Annotated in this window: 13 protein-coding genes, 1 pseudogene and 1 riboswitch; of the genes and pseudogenes, 6 read left to right on the top strand and 8 right to left on the bottom strand. The window is 61.5% G+C overall.

Translation table 11 applies throughout. The features are described 5' to 3' along the window. Positions 1 to 236: 236 nt before the first annotated feature. On the top strand, positions 237 to 2,306 hold the full coding sequence (locus NUV79_RS16040; protein ID WP_257734094.1) for an ATP-dependent helicase: 2,070 nt from the start codon (positions 237 to 239) through the stop codon (positions 2,304 to 2,306). 770 nt (positions 2,307 to 3,076) lie between these two features. Further along, positions 3,077 to 3,139, bottom strand: a riboswitch (Fluoride riboswitch). A gap of 61 nt (positions 3,140 to 3,200) precedes the next feature. On the opposite strand, the gene NUV79_RS16035 is transcribed toward NUV79_RS16040, so the two are convergent. The 7 genes and pseudogenes from NUV79_RS16035 to NUV79_RS16005 form a co-directional block, all read right to left on the bottom strand. Beyond that, the gene (locus tag NUV79_RS16035) at positions 3,201 to 3,935 is read right to left on the bottom strand and encodes a MauE/DoxX family redox-associated membrane protein (RefSeq protein ID WP_257734093.1); all 735 of its coding nucleotides are present in this window, start codon (positions 3,933 to 3,935) and stop codon (positions 3,201 to 3,203) included. 24 nt (positions 3,936 to 3,959) lie between these two features. Then, the gene (locus NUV79_RS16030; RefSeq protein ID WP_257734092.1) at positions 3,960 to 4,412 is read right to left on the bottom strand and encodes a DUF305 domain-containing protein; all 453 of its coding nucleotides are present in this window, start codon (positions 4,410 to 4,412) and stop codon (positions 3,960 to 3,962) included. Between the two features lie 324 nt (positions 4,413 to 4,736). Beyond that, complete coding sequence (locus NUV79_RS16025; RefSeq protein WP_257734091.1) at positions 4,737 to 4,937, bottom strand: hypothetical protein; 201 nt, start codon at positions 4,935 to 4,937, stop codon at positions 4,737 to 4,739. Next, a complete protein-coding gene (locus tag NUV79_RS16020) occupies positions 4,934 to 5,137 on the bottom strand; it encodes a hypothetical protein (RefSeq protein WP_047581787.1) in 204 nt (67 codons plus the stop codon). Before NUV79_RS16020 ends, NUV79_RS16025 begins: the two co-directional genes overlap by 4 nt. 506 nt (positions 5,138 to 5,643) lie before the next feature. After that, positions 5,644 to 6,897, bottom strand: coding sequence for a cation:proton antiporter (locus tag NUV79_RS16015; RefSeq protein ID WP_257734090.1), 1,254 nt, complete (start codon positions 6,895 to 6,897; stop codon positions 5,644 to 5,646). Between the two features lie 222 nt (positions 6,898 to 7,119). Continuing rightward, positions 7,120 to 7,272, bottom strand: a pseudogene (locus NUV79_RS16010) (transposase); the annotation flags it as partial. Positions 7,273 to 7,420: 148 nt separating this feature from the next. Then, complete coding sequence (locus NUV79_RS16005; protein ID WP_374679284.1) at positions 7,421 to 8,932, bottom strand: OpgD/OpgG family glucan biosynthesis protein; 1,512 nt, start codon at positions 8,930 to 8,932, stop codon at positions 7,421 to 7,423. A gap of 445 nt (positions 8,933 to 9,377) precedes the next feature. Here NUV79_RS16005 and ligD point away from each other — a divergent pair, with 445 nt between their 5' ends. Both ligD and ku (NUV79_RS15995) read left to right on the top strand, forming a co-directional pair. Then, complete coding sequence (ligD, locus tag NUV79_RS16000; protein ID WP_257734088.1) at positions 9,378 to 11,996, top strand: DNA ligase D; 2,619 nt, start codon at positions 9,378 to 9,380, stop codon at positions 11,994 to 11,996. Positions 11,997 to 12,071: 75 nt separating this feature from the next. Next, complete coding sequence (gene ku, locus NUV79_RS15995; protein WP_257734087.1) at positions 12,072 to 12,860, top strand: non-homologous end joining protein Ku; 789 nt, start codon at positions 12,072 to 12,074, stop codon at positions 12,858 to 12,860. Here ku (NUV79_RS15995) and ku (NUV79_RS15990) read toward each other — a convergent pair whose 3' ends face one another. Then, positions 12,861 to 13,715 (bottom strand): non-homologous end joining protein Ku, encoded by an 855-nt coding sequence (gene ku / locus NUV79_RS15990; RefSeq protein ID WP_257734086.1) that lies wholly within the window; start codon positions 13,713 to 13,715, stop codon positions 12,861 to 12,863. It abuts the gene before it with no gap. Between the two features lie 407 nt (positions 13,716 to 14,122). Between ku (NUV79_RS15990) and NUV79_RS15985 the strand changes: the two genes are divergently transcribed. The 3 genes from NUV79_RS15985 to NUV79_RS15975 all read left to right on the top strand — a co-directional run bounded on the left by NUV79_RS15985 (position 14,123) and on the right by NUV79_RS15975 (position 16,739). Beyond that, complete coding sequence (locus NUV79_RS15985) at positions 14,123 to 14,677, top strand: DNA-3-methyladenine glycosylase (protein WP_374679280.1); 555 nt, start codon at positions 14,123 to 14,125, stop codon at positions 14,675 to 14,677. A 534-nt stretch (positions 14,678 to 15,211) separates the two neighbouring features. Continuing rightward, positions 15,212 to 15,997 carry a DNA-binding protein gene (locus tag NUV79_RS15980; protein ID WP_257734085.1) on the top strand — a complete coding sequence of 262 codons (786 nt, stop codon included), beginning with the start codon at positions 15,212 to 15,214 and terminating at the stop codon, positions 15,995 to 15,997. A gap of 106 nt (positions 15,998 to 16,103) precedes the next feature. Then, on the top strand, positions 16,104 to 16,739 hold the full coding sequence (locus NUV79_RS15975; protein WP_257734084.1) for a hypothetical protein: 636 nt from the start codon (positions 16,104 to 16,106) through the stop codon (positions 16,737 to 16,739). Positions 16,740 to 16,972 lie beyond the last annotated feature (233 nt).

Raw genomic sequence — 16,972 nt, 5'->3', positions numbered from 1 at the left:
ATTATTGAGGACGCGACCATGCCCCCAGTCGTGCTGAAACAGGCGCCTGCTCCGAAGCCTATGGAGCAACAGATCGATTCCGTCCTGGCGGAGTTCGAGGGCGATGCCCGGGCTGCCATCGGGGCGTTGCTTCACAACCGCGATGAGCTCTTGCGGGATGCCGATCGGGCAGCTTCACTGGGCTTTCTTCGCGGTCGGTTCTCGGAAAGAGCGCGGCCAGTTCGGGAATTGAAGGCATGAACGCCATCGCTCCGATCAGCTATCTCGACGCGCTCAACCCGGCCCAGCGCCGCGCGGTGATCCATGGCGTTGGCGCGGCGGTTTCCTCGCCGCTGCTCGTCATCGCGGGGGCCGGCTCGGGCAAGACCAACACGCTTGCACATCGCGTCGCCCATCTGATGGTGAGCGGCGCCGACCCGCGGCGAATTCTGCTGATGACTTTCTCACGTCGGGCTGCGTCTGAGATGGCAAAGCGCGTCGAGCGGATCGCCCGGAAGGTGCTCGGCGATGGTGCCGGCGTCCTCGCCGACGCGCTCACCTGGGCAGGCACCTTCCATGGTATCGGCGCGCGCTTGCTGCGCGACTATGCCGAGCAGCTCGGCCTTGATCCCGCTTTCACGATCCATGACCGGGAGGATTCCGCCGACCAGATGAACCTGGTTCGGCACGAGCTCGGCTTCTCAAAGACAGAGTCGCGGTTTCCGACGAAGGGCACCTGCCTGGCGATCTATTCGCGCTGCGTGAATGCCGAGCTGCCGATCGACGACGTTTTGCGCCTGTCCTACCCTTGGTGCGCCACTTGGGCCGCCGAGTTGAAGGAGCTTTTCGCGGCCTATGTCGAGGCCAAGCAGAGCCAGAACGTCCTCGATTACGACGACCTGCTGCTCTACTGGGCCCAGGCCGTGACCGATCCCGATATCGCAACGGACATCGGCGGCCGCTTCGACCATGTCATGGTGGACGAGTATCAGGACACGAACCGGCTCCAGTCCTCGATCCTGCTGGCGCTCAAGCCCGACGGGCGCGGCCTGACCGTCGTTGGTGACGATGCCCAGTCGATCTATTCGTTTCGGGCGGCGACGGTCCGCAACATCCTCGACTTCCCCGCCGCCTTCGTGCCGCCGGCTGAGGTTATCACGCTCGATCAGAACTACCGCTCGACCAGCGCCATTCTCTCGGCTGCGAACGCTGTCATCGATTTGGCAGCGGAGCGCTTCACCAAGAACCTCTGGACCGATCGTGCGGCAGGATCGCCGCCGCAGCTCGTGCATGTTCGGGATGAGGCTGATCAGGCGCGCTTCATCGCCGAGAAGGTGCTGGAGAACCGCGAAGGTGGATCGACGCTAAAGCAGCAGGCCGTCCTGTTTCGCGCGTCGCATCACAGCGGCCCACTCGAAATCGAGCTCACGCGCCGGAACATCCCCTTCGTCAAATTCGGCGGGCTCAAGTTCCTCGACAGCGCCCATATCAAGGATCTGCTGGCGCTTCTGCGTTTCGTCGAAAACCCGCGCGATAAGGTCTCTGGCTTTCGGGTGCTGCAGCTCCTGCCCGGTGTCGGCCCGACATCGGCGCAACGCGTCCTTGAGTATGTTGCCCAGACCTCGGCGCCCCTCGAGGCACTGGAGAACGCTCCGGCTCCGCCGCGGGCCGGCGACGTCTGGTCGTCGTTCGTTTCCGCGGTCTGCGAGCTGCGCGCCGGCGCGACGGGTTGGCCGGCAGAGATTGAGCGCGCTCGCCGCTGGTATGAGCCTCATCTGGAGCGCATCCACGAGGACGCCAGCACCAGGCAAGCCGATCTCGTGCAACTCGAACAGATCGCCAGCGGCTATCCGTCGCGTGAGCGCTTCCTGACCGAATTGACGCTCGATCCGCCGGACGCGACCAGCGACCAGGCCGGGGTACCGCATCTCGACGAGGACTATCTCATCCTGTCGACGATCCATTCGGCAAAAGGGCAGGAATGGAAATCGGTCTTCGTGATGAACACGGTCGACGGCTGCATCCCTATCGACCTTGGTGCCGGCGCGCGCGATGAGATCGAGGAGGAGCGTCGGCTGCTCTATGTCGCGATGACACGAGCCAAGGACGACCTGCATCTCGTCGTGCCGCAGCGCTTCTTCACACATGGACAGTCGGCGACGGGTGACCGACACGTCTATGCCAACCGCACCCGCTTTATTCCGAATGCGCTGCTCGGCCAGTTCGAGCGGACGGCTTGGCCCATCGCCGCCGCGGAAGTCTCGCGGGCGCCGTCTGGTGGCCCGAAGGTCGATGTCAGGGCAAAGATGCGGGGTATGTGGCGATGACTGGGCACTGGCCGCACGAGGTCGAGATCAAGCTGGAAAGGACAACCGCGGCCGAACGCCTACGCCGGATCGAGGCATGGTGCACCGTTTGGCAAATCGGCTTCCGCGTTCTGGCGCATGCCGCCCGAGAACTGTTGCGAATACTCAAGAGCTATCTATGCCTCCGACCATTGCCGTGGAGCAAGCCAAGGGCTTTGGGCTCTGGATGCAACCCGCGGTGATGTTTGGTCGCGGAGACGAGGTCGTCGACCTGGCGCGCACAAACCTTTTGCCGCGTTGAATCTGGCTAAGAATCGCCAAGCGACCCGAATGATCGAATTTCGTTCATTCGGGCTCGTCGATATCGATCCACGAACACGATGTCCTCGCTTCAACCGACGTCTTGTTCGACACCCGGATCCTACGCAGCGTCGGGGATTGGCCCAAAGCCGACGGAAGATCCGGTTCTTGGCCGCTTGGGCGCTCGGCGCACGCGCCGCTAATGGCTTCCGACAGCGCATGACTGCTTGCTCAGATTTTACCTTCCGCGCGGTACCGGGTGAATAAGTCTGCCGGCGGCTTGAAAAGATGACGACGTCGCGTGGCCGCAGTGCGAGGTCTTTAATCTCAAAGCTACGCGATCAACATCATCCTTTCAAAGCCGAGCTTTAGGAAGTCAGGAGATGCTTTAAGCAATCGTGACAAAGACATGTGGGGTTCATAGGATTGGAAGCGGGCCGGAATCGATCGTTGCGGCAGGCTGTGCTCGATACCGCTGTGCCGCCTTGTTACGCGCGGCAGGAGCCATCAGCCTTCGCAGGCGGTTTCAGGGGAACTCCATCCCCATCTGATCAGGCAATTCTGGGAAGCTGCCAGCGGCAGCGGAAGCCAACTATGCGCGATGCGGCGTTGCGCTCAAAGTAGGTGGAAGCCCATCCAGAGCGCCATGAAGACCATCATCAGGTTTTCGGTCAACGAGACGAAGCCGAGGGGCACCTTGCTGGAGCCGCCGACGCAGGCGCATTTCAGCTCTCGCCCATCGACATAGACCGCCTTGATGACCGAAACGGCGCCGATCGTGCCGATGATCGCGGCAAGTGGCGCCGAGAACCACGTCGCCAGCCCTGCCAGCATCAGCACGCCGGCGGCGAGCTCCGCATAAGGGTAGATGTAGCCGTAAGGCACCCAGCGCCGCGCCAGCAGATCGTAGTTCAGGAACATCGTCGAGAAGGTCTCGACATCCTGGAGCTTCAGCATCGCAAGCAGGCACATGCTGGTCGCGATGAACCATTCGAGCGAGCGGCCGAAAGCGAGCATGCCGAAGGCGGCCCACTGAGCCGCAAGGGCTATCAGAAGCGCAACAGCAAAGACGGCGATGACGGGCCGGTAAGAGGGGACATCGGGATCGGCGACAGACAAGCCGAAATGGCGCCGCAGATCGTCATATCCACCGATCCGAGCGCCCTCGATGAAAACCTGGGGTGTGGTCTTCACATCGTGGCTGCGCTTGTATGCGTCGGTCTCCTCGCGCGAGCGCAGCGGGTGGTCCTCGACGGAAAAGCCTTTCCGTTTCAGCAGGTCGAGCGCCTTGAGGCCATAAGGGCAGACATGTTCGGGCGTGACCATCCGGTAGAGTTCAGCAGACGGCATGAGCCGATCCTCCGTATGCGGGCGTCACCGCGCCTTGCGTTCCAGGTCGCCGATCAGCGAGGTCATCTCCGCGATCTCCTTGCGCTGGGTCGCGATGATGCCGTCGGCGAGCTGCCGGACGCGCGGATCCTCGATCTGCGCGCGTTCGCTGGTGAGAAGCGCGATCGAATGATGGGGGATCATGGCCTTCAAATAGGCGACATCGCCGACCGTCCGCTGGCTGCGCACGGCCCACAGCGCGCCGGCGAAGAGGATGGCGGCACCGACCAGGATCGCGATGTTCGCGGTTCGGTTCCGGTACATCGAGGTCATGAAACCGAGCATCACGACAGCCATCGACGCCCCCATGACGAGCGCCATCCAGAGCCGCGTCTGGCTGAACCAGACATGGTCGAACGCATAGCTGTTGACGTAGGTGAGACAGAACATGATCGCGGTCGAAACCGCGATCATCGCCAGGAAACGTAGGTATTGCATCGCGATATCCTCCGTGGCGCCTGCGGCCATGATGGAGCAACGGGTGAGATCCAGAGAAGGTCCGCCTGTTACCGAATGCAACAATCCGTGCGAGCGGGAGCCACCATCGTCTTCGTACTGCTCAGGACGCTAGCGCCATCGTCACGATCGAAGGCGTTAAGCTTCGCGAGCGCCCGTTTTCCGGTGATCCGCAGAAACGCCACACGGAGGGCAAAGGCCAGGAAGCCGGCGACTAAGGGCCCTGATGACGCCTTCCCGGTCCTGAAAAATCAGGCCTTGCCAGTTCATGCGTCATGCTGTTGCCGGGCCCCGTCGACAGCATCTTCATGGCCCCTTGCGGCCAGCGCGCGGAAGCCTCTGGGCTTCGCGATCATCCTTTGCGTCCGAGCCGAGGCCGAGGCCCCGACCAGCGCTAACGTTGCCCTTGGCCCCGCCGAGATCGAAGCCGGGACGGTTGGTTTCCGCGGCCTGCTTCGCCTTGTCCTCATCGGTAAGGGGCTGCGGCTTGATCTTGTCCGCGCTCATGACGACTGCTCCTCATCGAATTTAGGTCGCCGGTTCGCTGGCGTATCCTTGTACTCGTCCACCTGCACGCCTTTTCCGTCGAGGCCCCTGCCGGGTGAACGTTGCGCCTTGTCGCGGTTGCTGAGGATATCGTTCTTGCGAACGTCCTCGTCCTGCAATTCGGTCAATGCGCCGGTTCCGCTTGTCTGTCCTGCTGGCATTATAGCCTCCCTATGGCTCCGTTGGAGCGGAGCGACATGGAGACAACCCCTCAGTAGCGGAAAGGCTCCGTATGATCGTCTCGCAAGTCGACCGAGGTCTTCCCTAGAAAGCGCCTGCGAGTGTCGCGGTCGTCAGTAGGCGGTGTCGGGCACGGATTAAAGCGGCGCGATGGATCGAGCGAACATTGCCCTGACCACAAGCACAACGATGATACCCCACCAAAGTCAATGATTGCCCGACGGATAGGCACGGCAAGTCAGAAAGATCCTAGCGCTTCTTGGCGTTGGCGCTCCAGATCCCGAACTCCGGCGGGTCGATTAATCGGTATGATAGATGAAGGTCGAGCCGGAGAGGGCGAAGGAGTGCTGAGCCTGGGCCCTTTTCATTGGCAGCATCCGGCTACCCAGAGAAACGCGAAGCTCGATGGTCGGCGGGATGATCCTCATTGCAGCAACGCGGGAGGTCGGGAAGCGGGCAGATTATATATTAGGAGTGATATGAGGCTTCAGTTCGGCCCGGAGGAGCGCTGGACAACAGCTCTCAGGCTCAAGCCCTGAATGACGATCGTGAAGATGACGGCGGCGTAGGTCGCGGCCAGCAGAATTGGCTTTTCGCCGACGCCAGGCAATGACAGCGCCAGCGCGATAGAGATGCCTCCTCGCAGACCGCCCCAGGTCAGAATGGGGATCGTGCCCCTAACGAATTCGGTGCGTGAGCGCAGCGCCAGGACCGGGATCGAGACGGCTAGGAAACGCGCCAACAACACAAGTGGTATGGCTGCCACTGCGGGCCAGAAAAAGATCCGGTCGAAGCTGAGCACCAGAACTTCCAGCCCAATCAGAAGGAATAGGACCGAATTCAGAACCTCGTCGATCAGGGTCCAGAACGCGAAGAGATAGCGCTGAGTCTCGTCGCTCATCGCATCCCTTGGGCCCTGGTTGCCGATCAGGATGCCGGCGACCACGACGGCGATCGGCCCGCTCATATGAAGCTTCGAGGCCAGGGCGTAAGTGCCCATCACGAGCGCCAGCGTAATCAGCGTCTCGATCGGGTAATCGTCGATCGCGCGTGTGGCGCGATAGGCGACATAGCCTGTGATCAGGCCGAGGATGGCGCCGCCGAGCGCCTCGACGAGAAAAAGATGCGCGACGTGTGCAGCATTCACGGCACCGTTACTCGCTCCCGCTGCGATTGCGACGAGGACCGTGAAAATCACGACGCCGACGCCGTCGTTGAAGAGCGATTCTCCGGCCATATCGGCTTCGAGCGTTTTCGGAACGCTGACTGATTTTAGCGTGCTCAGGACTGCGACCGGGTCGGTCGGGCTGATCAGGGCGCCAAAGACCAGCGACCAGACGAGAGAAACCGGTGCGCCAAACACGGCTGATAGCCACCAGAAGCCGACACCGACAACGCCTGTCGAGATCACGACGCCAATGGTCGCCATTAGGCCGACGGCCCAGGCCCTGCTCTTGAGGACGCCGAGATTAACGTGGAGCGCGCCGGCAAACAGCAGGAAGGCCAGCATGCCGTTCAGCACTGCCTCCTGGAAATCAATCTGCCGGAGGAGACTTCGCAGATCATCGTAGAGGGAGATGTTCGGTACGGCGATCTCGACCCCGATCAGGATCAAAGACGAAGCCAACCCCATCACGAGCAGGCCGATCGCATGCGGAAGGCGGATAAAGACGTGATTAAGCCAGCCGAAGATGGCGGTCAGGACAATCAGGATGGCAATGAGGTCGAAAGCTGACAGCATCGCTCTTGGATCCTGGAAGCGTGGCATGCCACTACGGAGTACGGCGACAGGAGGGCTCCATCGCTCATCGCCGATCGGGCCAGACATCGCAACCTGACGCGATGGGCCCGCAATATATCAACCGGCTCCTCTTATGAGCATAGGACCAGGAAAAAATCCGGACAGAACTCGGCACCCTTATAAAATCTCGCTGGCTCTGGCTCGCGTTTTAACTCAGCCGGCGTCGAGAAGTTGATTGCGCCACTGCGTGATCTGGTTCGGATGCACATCGAACTTCTGTGCCAACTCGACGGTCTTCTTTTCGACCCTGACGGCTGCAAGGGCCACCTTCGCCTTGAAGGCCGGCGTGTGGTTCCGCCGCGGTCGTTTCGCAATGGTCTCTCCTGTCGCCGCCATCATGCGCCTTCAGGCAGAAACTCCACTTATCCCGACTGTCCAGTTTTCCCGAGCCTGCTCTGATCGCTTTCCTTCAATCTGGACGCCGCCATGAAGCGGTCGACGGAAGGGCGCCCGTCGTGAAAAGCTATTTCTTTGACGATTGCGTCCCAGCGGCATCGCCGGCAGGCACTGACCACGTTGCAGTCCAGGTCTCGCTCAGGGTGCGATTCCGCGCTCTCAGGAACATGCGAAGCTCGGCCGACTGGCCGTCGGGCAGCGTCGCGTCGACGATGGCGCGCACGCCTTTCAATGGCGCATTGAACGTCAGGATTTTCGTGGTGATCGCGCCGGCCGTCGTCGTCGCGACGAGCTCCAGGCGGTCGGGCTCGCTCTGGTAATAAGCGAGGTCGCCGCCGGCGAAATCGACGATGAAGCGTTTCGTGCCTTGCCCTTGGGAGACGCCGTCCTCGATATCGGAGCCGTTGAAGCTCTGCTGCACCTGCGCATAGGGGTGCAGGTGCCAGGTCGTTGACAGTGCCGAGATGCGGTAGCTGAATGCGGCGGCTTCTCCGACGGGCAGCGGCTTGCCGGGCGTCCAGCAGGCGACGATGTTGTCGAAGGCTTCGTTATTCGTCGGGATTTCGATGAGGTCGACCCGGCCTTCGCCCCAGTCGCCCTGAGGCTGGACCCAGTAGCCGGGCCGCGCATCGTAGCGCGCTTCCAGGTCCTGATAGCTGCCGAAGTCGCGGTCGCGCTGCATCAGTCCGAAGCCGCGCGGGTTCTTGTCGCCGAAGCTCGATATGCGCAGTGCCTTGGGATTGCGAATGGGGCGCCAGATCCATTCTCCGCTGCCGGATTGCAGCATCAGCCCGTCCGAATCGTGGATCTCGGGGCGGAAATCAGTCCGCTGTCCGAGATCACCCTCGCCAGCCTGGAACATCGAGGTCAGTGGCGCGATGCCGATCCGCTCAATCTCCCGGCGCGGGATGATGGTCGCCGTGACATCCATATGCGTGTCCCGGCCCGGGCGGACGACATAGCGGAAGGCTCCGGCGACCGAGGGAGAGTCGAGCAGGGCGTAGATGACGAGCTCGGTCGTGTCGCGCGATGGCTCTTCCACCCAGAGCGCCCGCATGAACGGGAATTCCTCCGCCCCCTGGCCGCCGACATCGAGCGCCAGCGAGCGCGCCGAAAGCCCGTAGCGGTGCTCGCGGCCGATCAACCGGAAATAGCTCGCGCCGAGGAAGGAGATGACCTCGTCCTGCACCTTCGGATCGTTCAGGTTGGTGGTCACAGCGAAACCCGCGAAGCCCAGCGCCGGCGACAGACCCTTGGGGACGGGCACCTTGCCGTATTCGAACAGGCCGGTCGTGAACGGGATCGGGATCGCATTGCCGTGGTTGATGATGTAAACCTGAACCGGCTTGTTGTGCAGAAAGCCGAGATGGAAGGGCAGCAGGCGGAAATCCGAGCCGCCCTCGCGCCAGAAGGCCTTGTCGCGGCGGAAGCGGATTTCGCGGTAGCTATCATAGGTCAGCTTCGACAGCTCGTCGGGGATCTTCGCACTCTCGACATCAAAGGGCTGCTTCGCCAAGGCCGTTGCTTGCTGTACGACGTCTCTATAGCCGAAGGTTCCTTTGGGTGCCTGGGCCTGCACCGAATGGCTTGCGAGCGCGTAAGCGCTCGAAGCCAGAGCGAGAAACGCGCGGCGGGATGGTGCATACACGGATAATCCCCCCGGATTGAAATTGACCTCAATACGCCGACCTTAAAACGCTGCTAATCTAAGCTAGTTCCGCAGACCCTACTTCCCTCTGCGGCCTTCGATCGTCGCCCGGTAAGCGCTTTTGCAATCGAACTTTTGGCGACTGACCGCAGAGGGCAGAGCGGCAACTGCAGGTGCCGCGACTGCGAACCTTGCGCGCCGTGGGCTCCGAGGCCGGCGTACTGGCAGCGTTATCAGGTGCAATCACATTGCGCGCAGGTGATGGCTTGGGCTGCCGATGTTGGTGGGCATCGGCAACAGCTCTATTCCTTCACCCTGCACCCAAATGGGAACTCGTAAAAACCACTGGCGTTGAGCGATTTCGGAGGATCGCTCCTTGACCGGCAAGCTTCAAAGTTATCGCGCCAAACGTGACTTCAGGAAGACGAAGGAGCCCAACGACGACGTGGCCGTGTCATCGTCCAACCGATTGCGCTTCGTCGTCCAGAAGCACGACGCCACGCGTCTTCACTACGACTTGCGCCTTGAACTCGACGGCGTCTTCAAGTCATGGGCCGTGACCAAGGGGCCTTCCCTCGATCCGCAGGACAAGCGTCTCGCGGTCGAGGTAGAGGACCATCCGCTGGCGTACGGCGACTTCGAGGGCACGATCCCGAAAGGTGAATACGGCGGCGGGACCGTACAGCTCTGGGATCGCGGCTATTGGCAGCCAGAGGGAAAACTCAGCCCGGAGCGCCAACTCGAAAAGGGCGATCTCAAGTTCACGCTCGAAGGCGAAAGGCTCAAGGGCAGTTTCGTACTCGTACGGATGCGTCGCGATCGGGACGGCGGCAAAAGGACGAATTGGCTCCTCATCAAGCATCGGGACGCGCACGCGACCGAGGGGAATGGCGAGGCCGTGCTGAAAACCGACACCTCCGTCGCCTCCGGGCGGAAGATGGCGGCTATCGCGGCAGGCGAGGGCCGCTCACCCAAGCCCTTCCTGCTGGCTAAGGATGTGCTGGCGCCTGATGCGGAGTGGGACAGCAGCGAGGGCCTCGCCGCTCGGCGCCGCAAGTCGCCCGCGACAGAGCGTCCAGTTCGCAAGACCAAGCCTGGCAAGATCCCCGCGTTTATCGAGCCCCAGCTCTGCCGGTCGGTGGACAGGCCCGCCAATGGGTCCGGCTGGGTGCATGAGATCAAGTTCGACGGCTACCGGGTCCAGCTCCGCGTCGAGGCTGGCAAGATCACCCTCAAGACCCGGAAGGGGCTGGATTGGACATCCAAGTTCACGGCGATCCAGAAGGCTGCTGCAAGCCTCCCGGATCTTATCATCGACGGTGAGATCGTCGCGCTTGATGAGAACGGGTCCCCCGATTTCGCTGCGCTTCAAGCCGCGATTTCGGAAGGAAAGACCGACGATCTCGTCTTCTTCGCCTTCGACATGCTTTTCGACCGCGACAGGGACTTGCGGGAAGAAACGTTGCTGACCCGCAAGGAGCAGCTCAAGGCCTGTCTCGACGACAACGGCGACGGCGTCATTCTTCGCTATGTCGAGCATTTCGAGACGGGCGGCGACGCGATATTGCAATCCGCCTGCAAGCTGTCGCTGGAGGGCATCGTCTCCAAGGCCGTCGACGCGCCTTATACGTCGGGGCGCAGCGACAGCTGGACGAAGGCGAAGTGTCGCGCCGGGCATGAGGTTGTGATCGGCGGCTGGGCGACGACGGCGGGCAAGTTCAGATCGTTGCTGGTGGGCGTCAACCGGGGCTCGCACTTCATCTACATCGGCCGCGTTGGGACCGGTTACAGCGCGTCGAAGGTCGAGGCCCTGATGCCGCGCCTGCAGGCGGCGGCTGCGAAAACGTCGCCTTTCACCGGCGCGGGTGCGCCGAAGCGAGAGACAGGTGTGACCTGGCTCAAACCGGAACTCGTCGCCGAAATCGAGTTCGCTGGCTGGACTGGCGACGGCATGGTGCGCCAGGCGGCTTTCAAGGGCCTGCGCGAGGACAAGCCGGCCGACGAGGTCGAGACCGACCTGCCTGCCGACCCCGCTAAGACGGAAGCGCCGACACCGCGCCCGTCGCGCTCGCGCGGCGGCAGGGCCGATGTGATGGGCGTCGGCATCAGTCACCCCGAAAAGGCGCTCTGGCCGGACGCCGAGGACGGCAAGCCCGTCTCCAAGCAGGATCTCGCCAAGTATTTCGCTGCCGTCGGCGCGTGGATGCTTCCCCATATCAAGGGTCGGCCCTGCTCGCTGGTGCGTGCGCCAGACGGGGTCGGTGGCGAGACGTTCTTCCAGCGCCATGCGGGAATGGGAACGTCGAATCTTTTCGAGCTTGTCCGCGTCTTCGGGGATAAGAAGCCCTATCTGCAGATCGACCGCGTCGAGGCCCTGGCGGCCGCCGCCCAGATCGGCGGCATCGAGTTGCATCCGTGGAACTGCGCGCCGGGCGACCCCGAGACGCCCGGCCGCCTCGTCTTCGATCTCGATCCGGGGCCGGGCGTCGAGTTTGCCGACGTCATCGACGCCGCGAAGCAGATGCGCCAGCGATTGGAGGCGCTCGGGCTGACGAGCTTCTGCAAGACGACCGGCGGCAAGGGGTTGCACGTCGTCGCGCCGTTGGCGACAGGCAAGCGCGCGTCCGTCGATTGGCCGGCGGCGAAGGACTTCGCCCGCTCGCTCTGTGCGGAACTCGCGGCGGACGAGCCGTCGCGGTACGTCGTCAACATGGCCAAGCGTCTGCGGAACGGGCGGATCTTCCTCGACTATCTGCGCAACGACCGCATGGCGACGGCGGTGGCGCCGCTGTCTCCGCGCGCGCGGCCTGGCGCGCATGCCTCAATGCCGCTGGCCTGGGCACAGGTGAAGGCCGGTCTGGATCCGGCGCGCTTCACAGTCAGGACCGTGCCGGCCCTGCTGAGGAAGACGACGGCGTGGGAAGGTTACGACGACGCCTCGGGGTCGATCGCCGATGCGATCAAGAAGCTCAGCAAACGCGCCAAGGCCGCCTGATGGATTTCGCGCCGCTACGTGGAGGAACGATCTCCGCCGTTCCGGCGTTCAGCCGAGCAGATCGGGAGAGCTCACATGGCGCCGCGGACCTTCTGGAAGGGCTATCTCAAGCTTTCGCTTGTGACCTGTCCCGTCGCGATGATGCCAGCCCGCTCCGAGAGCGAGAAGGTCCGATTTCATACCCTCAATCGAAAGACCGGCCACCGAATCATGAGCCGGTTCGTCGATGCGGTCACGGGCAAGCCCGTCGCCGAGGATGACGAGGTCAAGGGCTATCCGAAGGGCGACGACGACTATGTGATGCTGGAGGAGGACGAACTGGACGCTGTCGCCCTGGAAAGCACCCGCACGATCGACATCGAGACCTTTGCCCCACGGTCGTCCGTCGGCTGGATCTGGTACGACACCCCGCATTACCTTGTGCCGGACGGAAAGGTCGGCGAGGAGGCCTTTTCGGTCATACGCGAGGCGATGAAGCGCACCAGGACCGTCGGGATATCGCGCGTGGTGCTGTATCGCCGCGAGCGCGCCGTTCTGCTCGATGCACGCGACAACGGCATCGTGCTCTGGACCTTGCGCTATGGCGACGAGGTCCGGCCGGAGAAGGACTATTTTTCCGGCATCAAGGATGCCAAACCAGACGCCGACCTGCGGCCGCTGATGGATAAGCTGATCACCAGCCGAACCAAGGACTGGTCGCCCGACCTCGCGCAGGACCCGGTGGAGGACGAGCTGCTTTCCATCATCAAGGCGAAGCAGAAGGGCAAGAAGCCCGCCAAGGCGTCCAAGCCTCAGGCGAGTGACAGCAACGTCGTGAGCATCATGGACGCGCTGAAAAAGAGCCTGGAGCCGCGCCGGAAATAGTCAGCTCGCCTTCTTGCGGGCCGCGGGCGCCTTTGTGGACGCGGCCGCTTTTGTCGGTTTCCTGCTCGCGCTTTTTCCGCTGCCAGCGCCCGCGCTCTCCCGCAGCGCATCGAGGAGACTCACCACCTTGGTCGGCTCCGGTCGCTTCTGCGGCTTCATCTTGCGGCCTTCGATCTTGGCCCGCACGACCTCGGCGAGCGCCGTCTCGTAGCGATCGTCGAAGCCCTTGGGATCGAACTTGCCAGCCTTGGTCTTGATGATGTGCTCGGCAAGATCGAGCATCTCTTCCTCGATCTTCAACTTGGGGACATCGCTGAAGGCATCCTCGGCGGATCGCACCTCGTAGTCGAAATTAAGGGTGGTCGCGATCAGCCCCTTGTCATGCGGCCTGATCAGGATCGACCGCATCCGCCGGAAGATCACCGTTCGTGCGAGAGCTGCGGATTGCTTTCCCTTCATGCCCTCGCGAATCAGAGCGAACGCCTCGGCGGCCACGGGCGTGCTGGGCGCGACGTAATAGGGCCTGTCGAAGAAGATGTCGTCGATCTCGTCGCAGGGCAGGAATGTCTCGACAGCGAGCGTCTTGTCGCTATCGGGGACGGCCGCCGCGATCTCCTCCGGCTTGAGGACGGTGTACTCACCGTCGCCATTGTCGTACCCCTTGACCTGATCCTCGGTTTCCACAGGCTTGCCCGAGACCTCGTCGATGAACTGACGATGGACGCGGTTTCCGGTTTTGCGGTTCAGCGTGTGAAAAGAGATGCGGTCCGAGGTCGAGGCGGCCGTGTAGAGCGATACGGGACAGGTCACCTCGGCGATCTTGAGGACGCCTTTCCAGACCGCGCGCGGAGCCATGGCTTCGTTCCTACATTTCGCGCTGTGAATAAACGCAGGCGAGGAACTTGCGGGAGGCGAGACTGGTTCCGCTCCCAAGCTTCAGTCGAGAGAGGCCTAGCGTAGTACGCTCTTATAAGGAGAATGACGCACTTATGGGGTGCGTAACAAACGGAGAGTGTGACGGATGACTTTTCATAGGGATTGCATCTTGGGGTGTTGGGTCCGAAGCTGAGCTTCGAGGGAGGCGAAGTTATGCGTACGCCTGACAACTCAGAAGCCTCTAAGGCTCGGATCAACGGCATCCTGATCCGCGGTGCCATCGTCGTGGCGATCGCTGCGGCGACGGTGCTTCCACTGATACGCTAGTCGTTTCAGGCTGAAGACGGGCGTCAAAGTCAGCGCCATCTGGGGCTCGCGTTGACGGAATGCCTTTGAATCTGACCGAGATAAAGGCTTTGAACGCTCTGGAGCTTGCTCCGCGCCTGATCGGTATGAAGCTGTTCGTCGACGGCGTCGGAGGAACAATCGTTGAAACCGAGGCCTATCTCGCCGACGACCCAGCTTCGCACAGCTTCCGAGGTCCGACACCGCGAAATGCTGCCATGTTCGGGCCTTCCTGGCACGCTTACGTCTATCGGTCCTATGGGCTTCACTGGTGCCTGAATATTGTCGCCGCGGGCGATGGCGCGGTGTTGATCAGAGCCATAGAGCCGACAGACAGGCTAGCTGACATGCGGGCGCGTCGCGGCAGCGCGGACAACCTATGCAACGGGCCAGGGCGCTTAGCACAGGCGCTTGGGATAACGAGCGTCCATAATGGACTGAGTTTGGAACGGGCGCCTTTCGCGATATTTGACCGTTCTCATGAGCCCGAGATTTCATGCAGCACTCGGATCGGAATTTCGAAGGCTGCGCATCAGCCATGGCGGTTTGGACACGCCGGCTCGCGCTTCTTAAGCCGCGCGATCTTCGAAAGGTAGGCTACCGGGCAACCGCGGAATCCGCAGTTATAGCTGAGACCGTCCGGCTAGGAAGGCTTCGGCCTCGAGGCGATCATTTCCGCCCTCTAACTTTCAGAAAACAAGTTGGGTTGGGGTATATCACCGGTCGCAACCTGGGCCGGCGTCTGATCGCTCCGAGTTGAATCGGTCGCCATCGGCCTCGGCGAAAATCATAGCGAATTGCCGGGAGCAGCCGAGTGCATCGTCGATGAGACTGGGCGAACCGCCAAGTTGAAGGAGCGAGGCGTTTTTGAACTTGAGGTATCGGCCCGCGGCTGAAGTCCTAACAGAATTGCGAAGCTTGATCTTGGAGCGGGGGCGCTCCGTACCGCCGGTATCCGCACCTCTGATGCTTGAAGCAGTTACTTCAAGGAATCAGGCAAGCCCTTTTCGGGCGAAAGACGTCATCCGGAAAAGAATCTGGAAACTCTAAGTCTAAATGAGCGGCCGATGCCTCTCTGGTGAAGGACGTTTTCACCAATCCTCGGCAAGTGTGGCTCGGTGGAGGTGGCGATGCCGACAAAAGATGAAGTCTACGATGCCGCTGACCGGATGCGAGCGAATGCCGAGCGGGTCTCAGTCCGAAGCGTGCAGAAGGCACTCTTGAAAGGCGGCTCGTACCGCTCAATTGGGGAACACTTAGCTGCTTGGAAAGCCGAGCGTTGCTATCAGCACACGTTGGAGAACGCAGGTCTTCCTGAACCGCTTCAGCGGCAGCTAGCTGTGCTGGGAAAGGTTCTCTGGGAGCAGGCGATGCAGGAGGCGACACGGCAGTTCGCGGCGGATCGCGCTCGCGTTGAGGCTATCCGGGCCGGCGAAGAGCAACTGAGGGATGAAGGCCTCGCTCTGGCTGATGTAGCTGAATCCCGCATCGCCGCAGCAGAAAAAAGAGCCGAGCAGCTCGCATGCGAGCTCGCAGTGGCCCGCGAACAGATCAAGGGGCTGAGACGGAAGCGGAAGGTGGTCGACGCATCCGGACCGGGCGCTGCCGCTATCCGACGGGATGAGCGTAAATCTTCCGGCGAGATTTGGGACGAGGTGATGGTTCAGACCCATGCCTGGATGGAGCGGATGAACAATGCGGGTAGGGGCGATGGCAACTTCCAACCTGCAGAGCTGCTGGCCGCGATTCCCAAAGATCTGCTGGAAAAGGCGACCAGCCGTGGCGAGATTCTCGACGCCGCGACGCTTTCCAGTCGAATGGCAACGCGAGCGAAACATAGGAAATTTTTTGTGCGCGAGGTGGCGACAGGCTCGTTTGCTTTGCTGCCGGGCTATCACCATGTCGGTAACAGGTAACGGCAGCGTGGCGGCGTTACCTGTTACCGACAGCAAGCATTCTCAAATCGAGGTCTAATTTTCGATGCTGCTCCAATGCGCTGATAGAGTCGCCTGGGCCTACCAAATGGACCACGTTCGAATTGGGTACGATAACCGCGCGCAGATCTGCATCCCTGACTGCCAGCTAAAAGTAGGCTCGCCCGTGGGAGTTTGGATCGATGATGACGCCATCGCGATCGAACAATTCGGGGTTGAAAGGTATCGCTGGCCGGTAATGAACTCGACGAGCGGGAAGCTAGTAACCGCAGCAGGATTGGAAGTCGTGGAAGACCACAGCGGCTCGCAGGGACCTCATGGGCGGCTTGGACCGACGCTTCACACCAACATCGCGATGTTCGATCATGTGAGAGAAATTTACGACATAATGATCGACATCGGCGACCGGCTGGATTTTAGCGGCGTCACCTTCAAAATCGATGGGCTCGCGGAAATCTCCGTTCCAGTGACCGGATTGAATGCGGGCTCCTCATTCAAAGTCGGAATAGGCGAAAAATTTCTATCCATCCTGCAAGATGGCGAGGAAATGAGCAGATTAAAGATCGATGACCAGGTGCCCCGTGCCCTGCGTCGAGCTACTGCAATAAACATCGTCGAGCATTGGGAAAACGGCGTCGATGAACACGATGTACCGGTTCTTGCGTATATTGGATATCCGGTGCTCGAACTTGTCGAGCTCGTGGAGCCGCCGGCACATTGGTGATTACTGATTGACAACCGATTGCCTTCGGCTTCGCTGTATAATTGAGAGCAATTCTGGGTAGACGCGAGGAGATTTTGTTTTCTTCCGGTGGATTCTTCGGCTTCCTTGAAAGCATCGAGCAAGGATACAATTCGGAACTCGTGGATGACCCGGCGGGAAACCTCCTCCCCTCGGGATGGAGCGTGCATAATAGCCCGGTGCGATTTAGATTCAGTGCTGTGAGTATTTCAGCG

The sequence above is a fragment of the Allobosea sp. 47.2.35 genome (assembly GCF_024655635.1).
Taxonomy (GTDB): Bacteria; Pseudomonadota; Alphaproteobacteria; order Rhizobiales; family Beijerinckiaceae; genus Allobosea.
Note: the sequence above shows the minus strand (reverse complement) of the source record. Positions and strands in the feature narration are given on the sequence as shown.

Excerpts from the sequence above, each read along its gene's own strand:
- NUV79_RS16040 (WP_257734094.1), top strand. The coding sequence starts at position 237 with ATGAACGCCATCGCTCCGATCAGCTATCTCGACGCGCTCAACCCGGCC.
- NUV79_RS16035 (WP_257734093.1), bottom strand. The coding sequence starts at position 3,935 with ATGCCGTCTGCTGAACTCTACCGGATGGTCACGCCCGAACATGTCTGC.
- NUV79_RS16030 (WP_257734092.1), bottom strand. The coding sequence starts at position 4,412 with ATGCAATACCTACGTTTCCTGGCGATGATCGCGGTTTCGACCGCGATC.
- NUV79_RS16025 (WP_257734091.1), bottom strand. The coding sequence starts at position 4,937 with ATGAGCGCGGACAAGATCAAGCCGCAGCCCCTTACCGATGAGGACAAG.
- NUV79_RS16020 (WP_047581787.1), bottom strand. The coding sequence starts at position 5,137 with ATGCCAGCAGGACAGACAAGCGGAACCGGCGCATTGACCGAATTGCAG.
- NUV79_RS16015 (WP_257734090.1), bottom strand. The coding sequence starts at position 6,897 with ATGCTGTCAGCTTTCGACCTCATTGCCATCCTGATTGTCCTGACCGCC.
- ku (WP_257734087.1), top strand. The coding sequence starts at position 12,072 with ATGGCGCCGCGGACCTTCTGGAAGGGCTATCTCAAGCTTTCGCTTGTG.
- ku (WP_257734086.1), bottom strand. The coding sequence starts at position 13,715 with ATGGCTCCGCGCGCGGTCTGGAAAGGCGTCCTCAAGATCGCCGAGGTG.
- NUV79_RS15985 (WP_374679280.1), top strand. The coding sequence starts at position 14,123 with ATGCCTTTGAATCTGACCGAGATAAAGGCTTTGAACGCTCTGGAGCTT.
- NUV79_RS15980 (WP_257734085.1), top strand. The coding sequence starts at position 15,212 with ATGCCGACAAAAGATGAAGTCTACGATGCCGCTGACCGGATGCGAGCG.
- NUV79_RS15975 (WP_257734084.1), top strand. The coding sequence starts at position 16,104 with ATGGACCACGTTCGAATTGGGTACGATAACCGCGCGCAGATCTGCATC.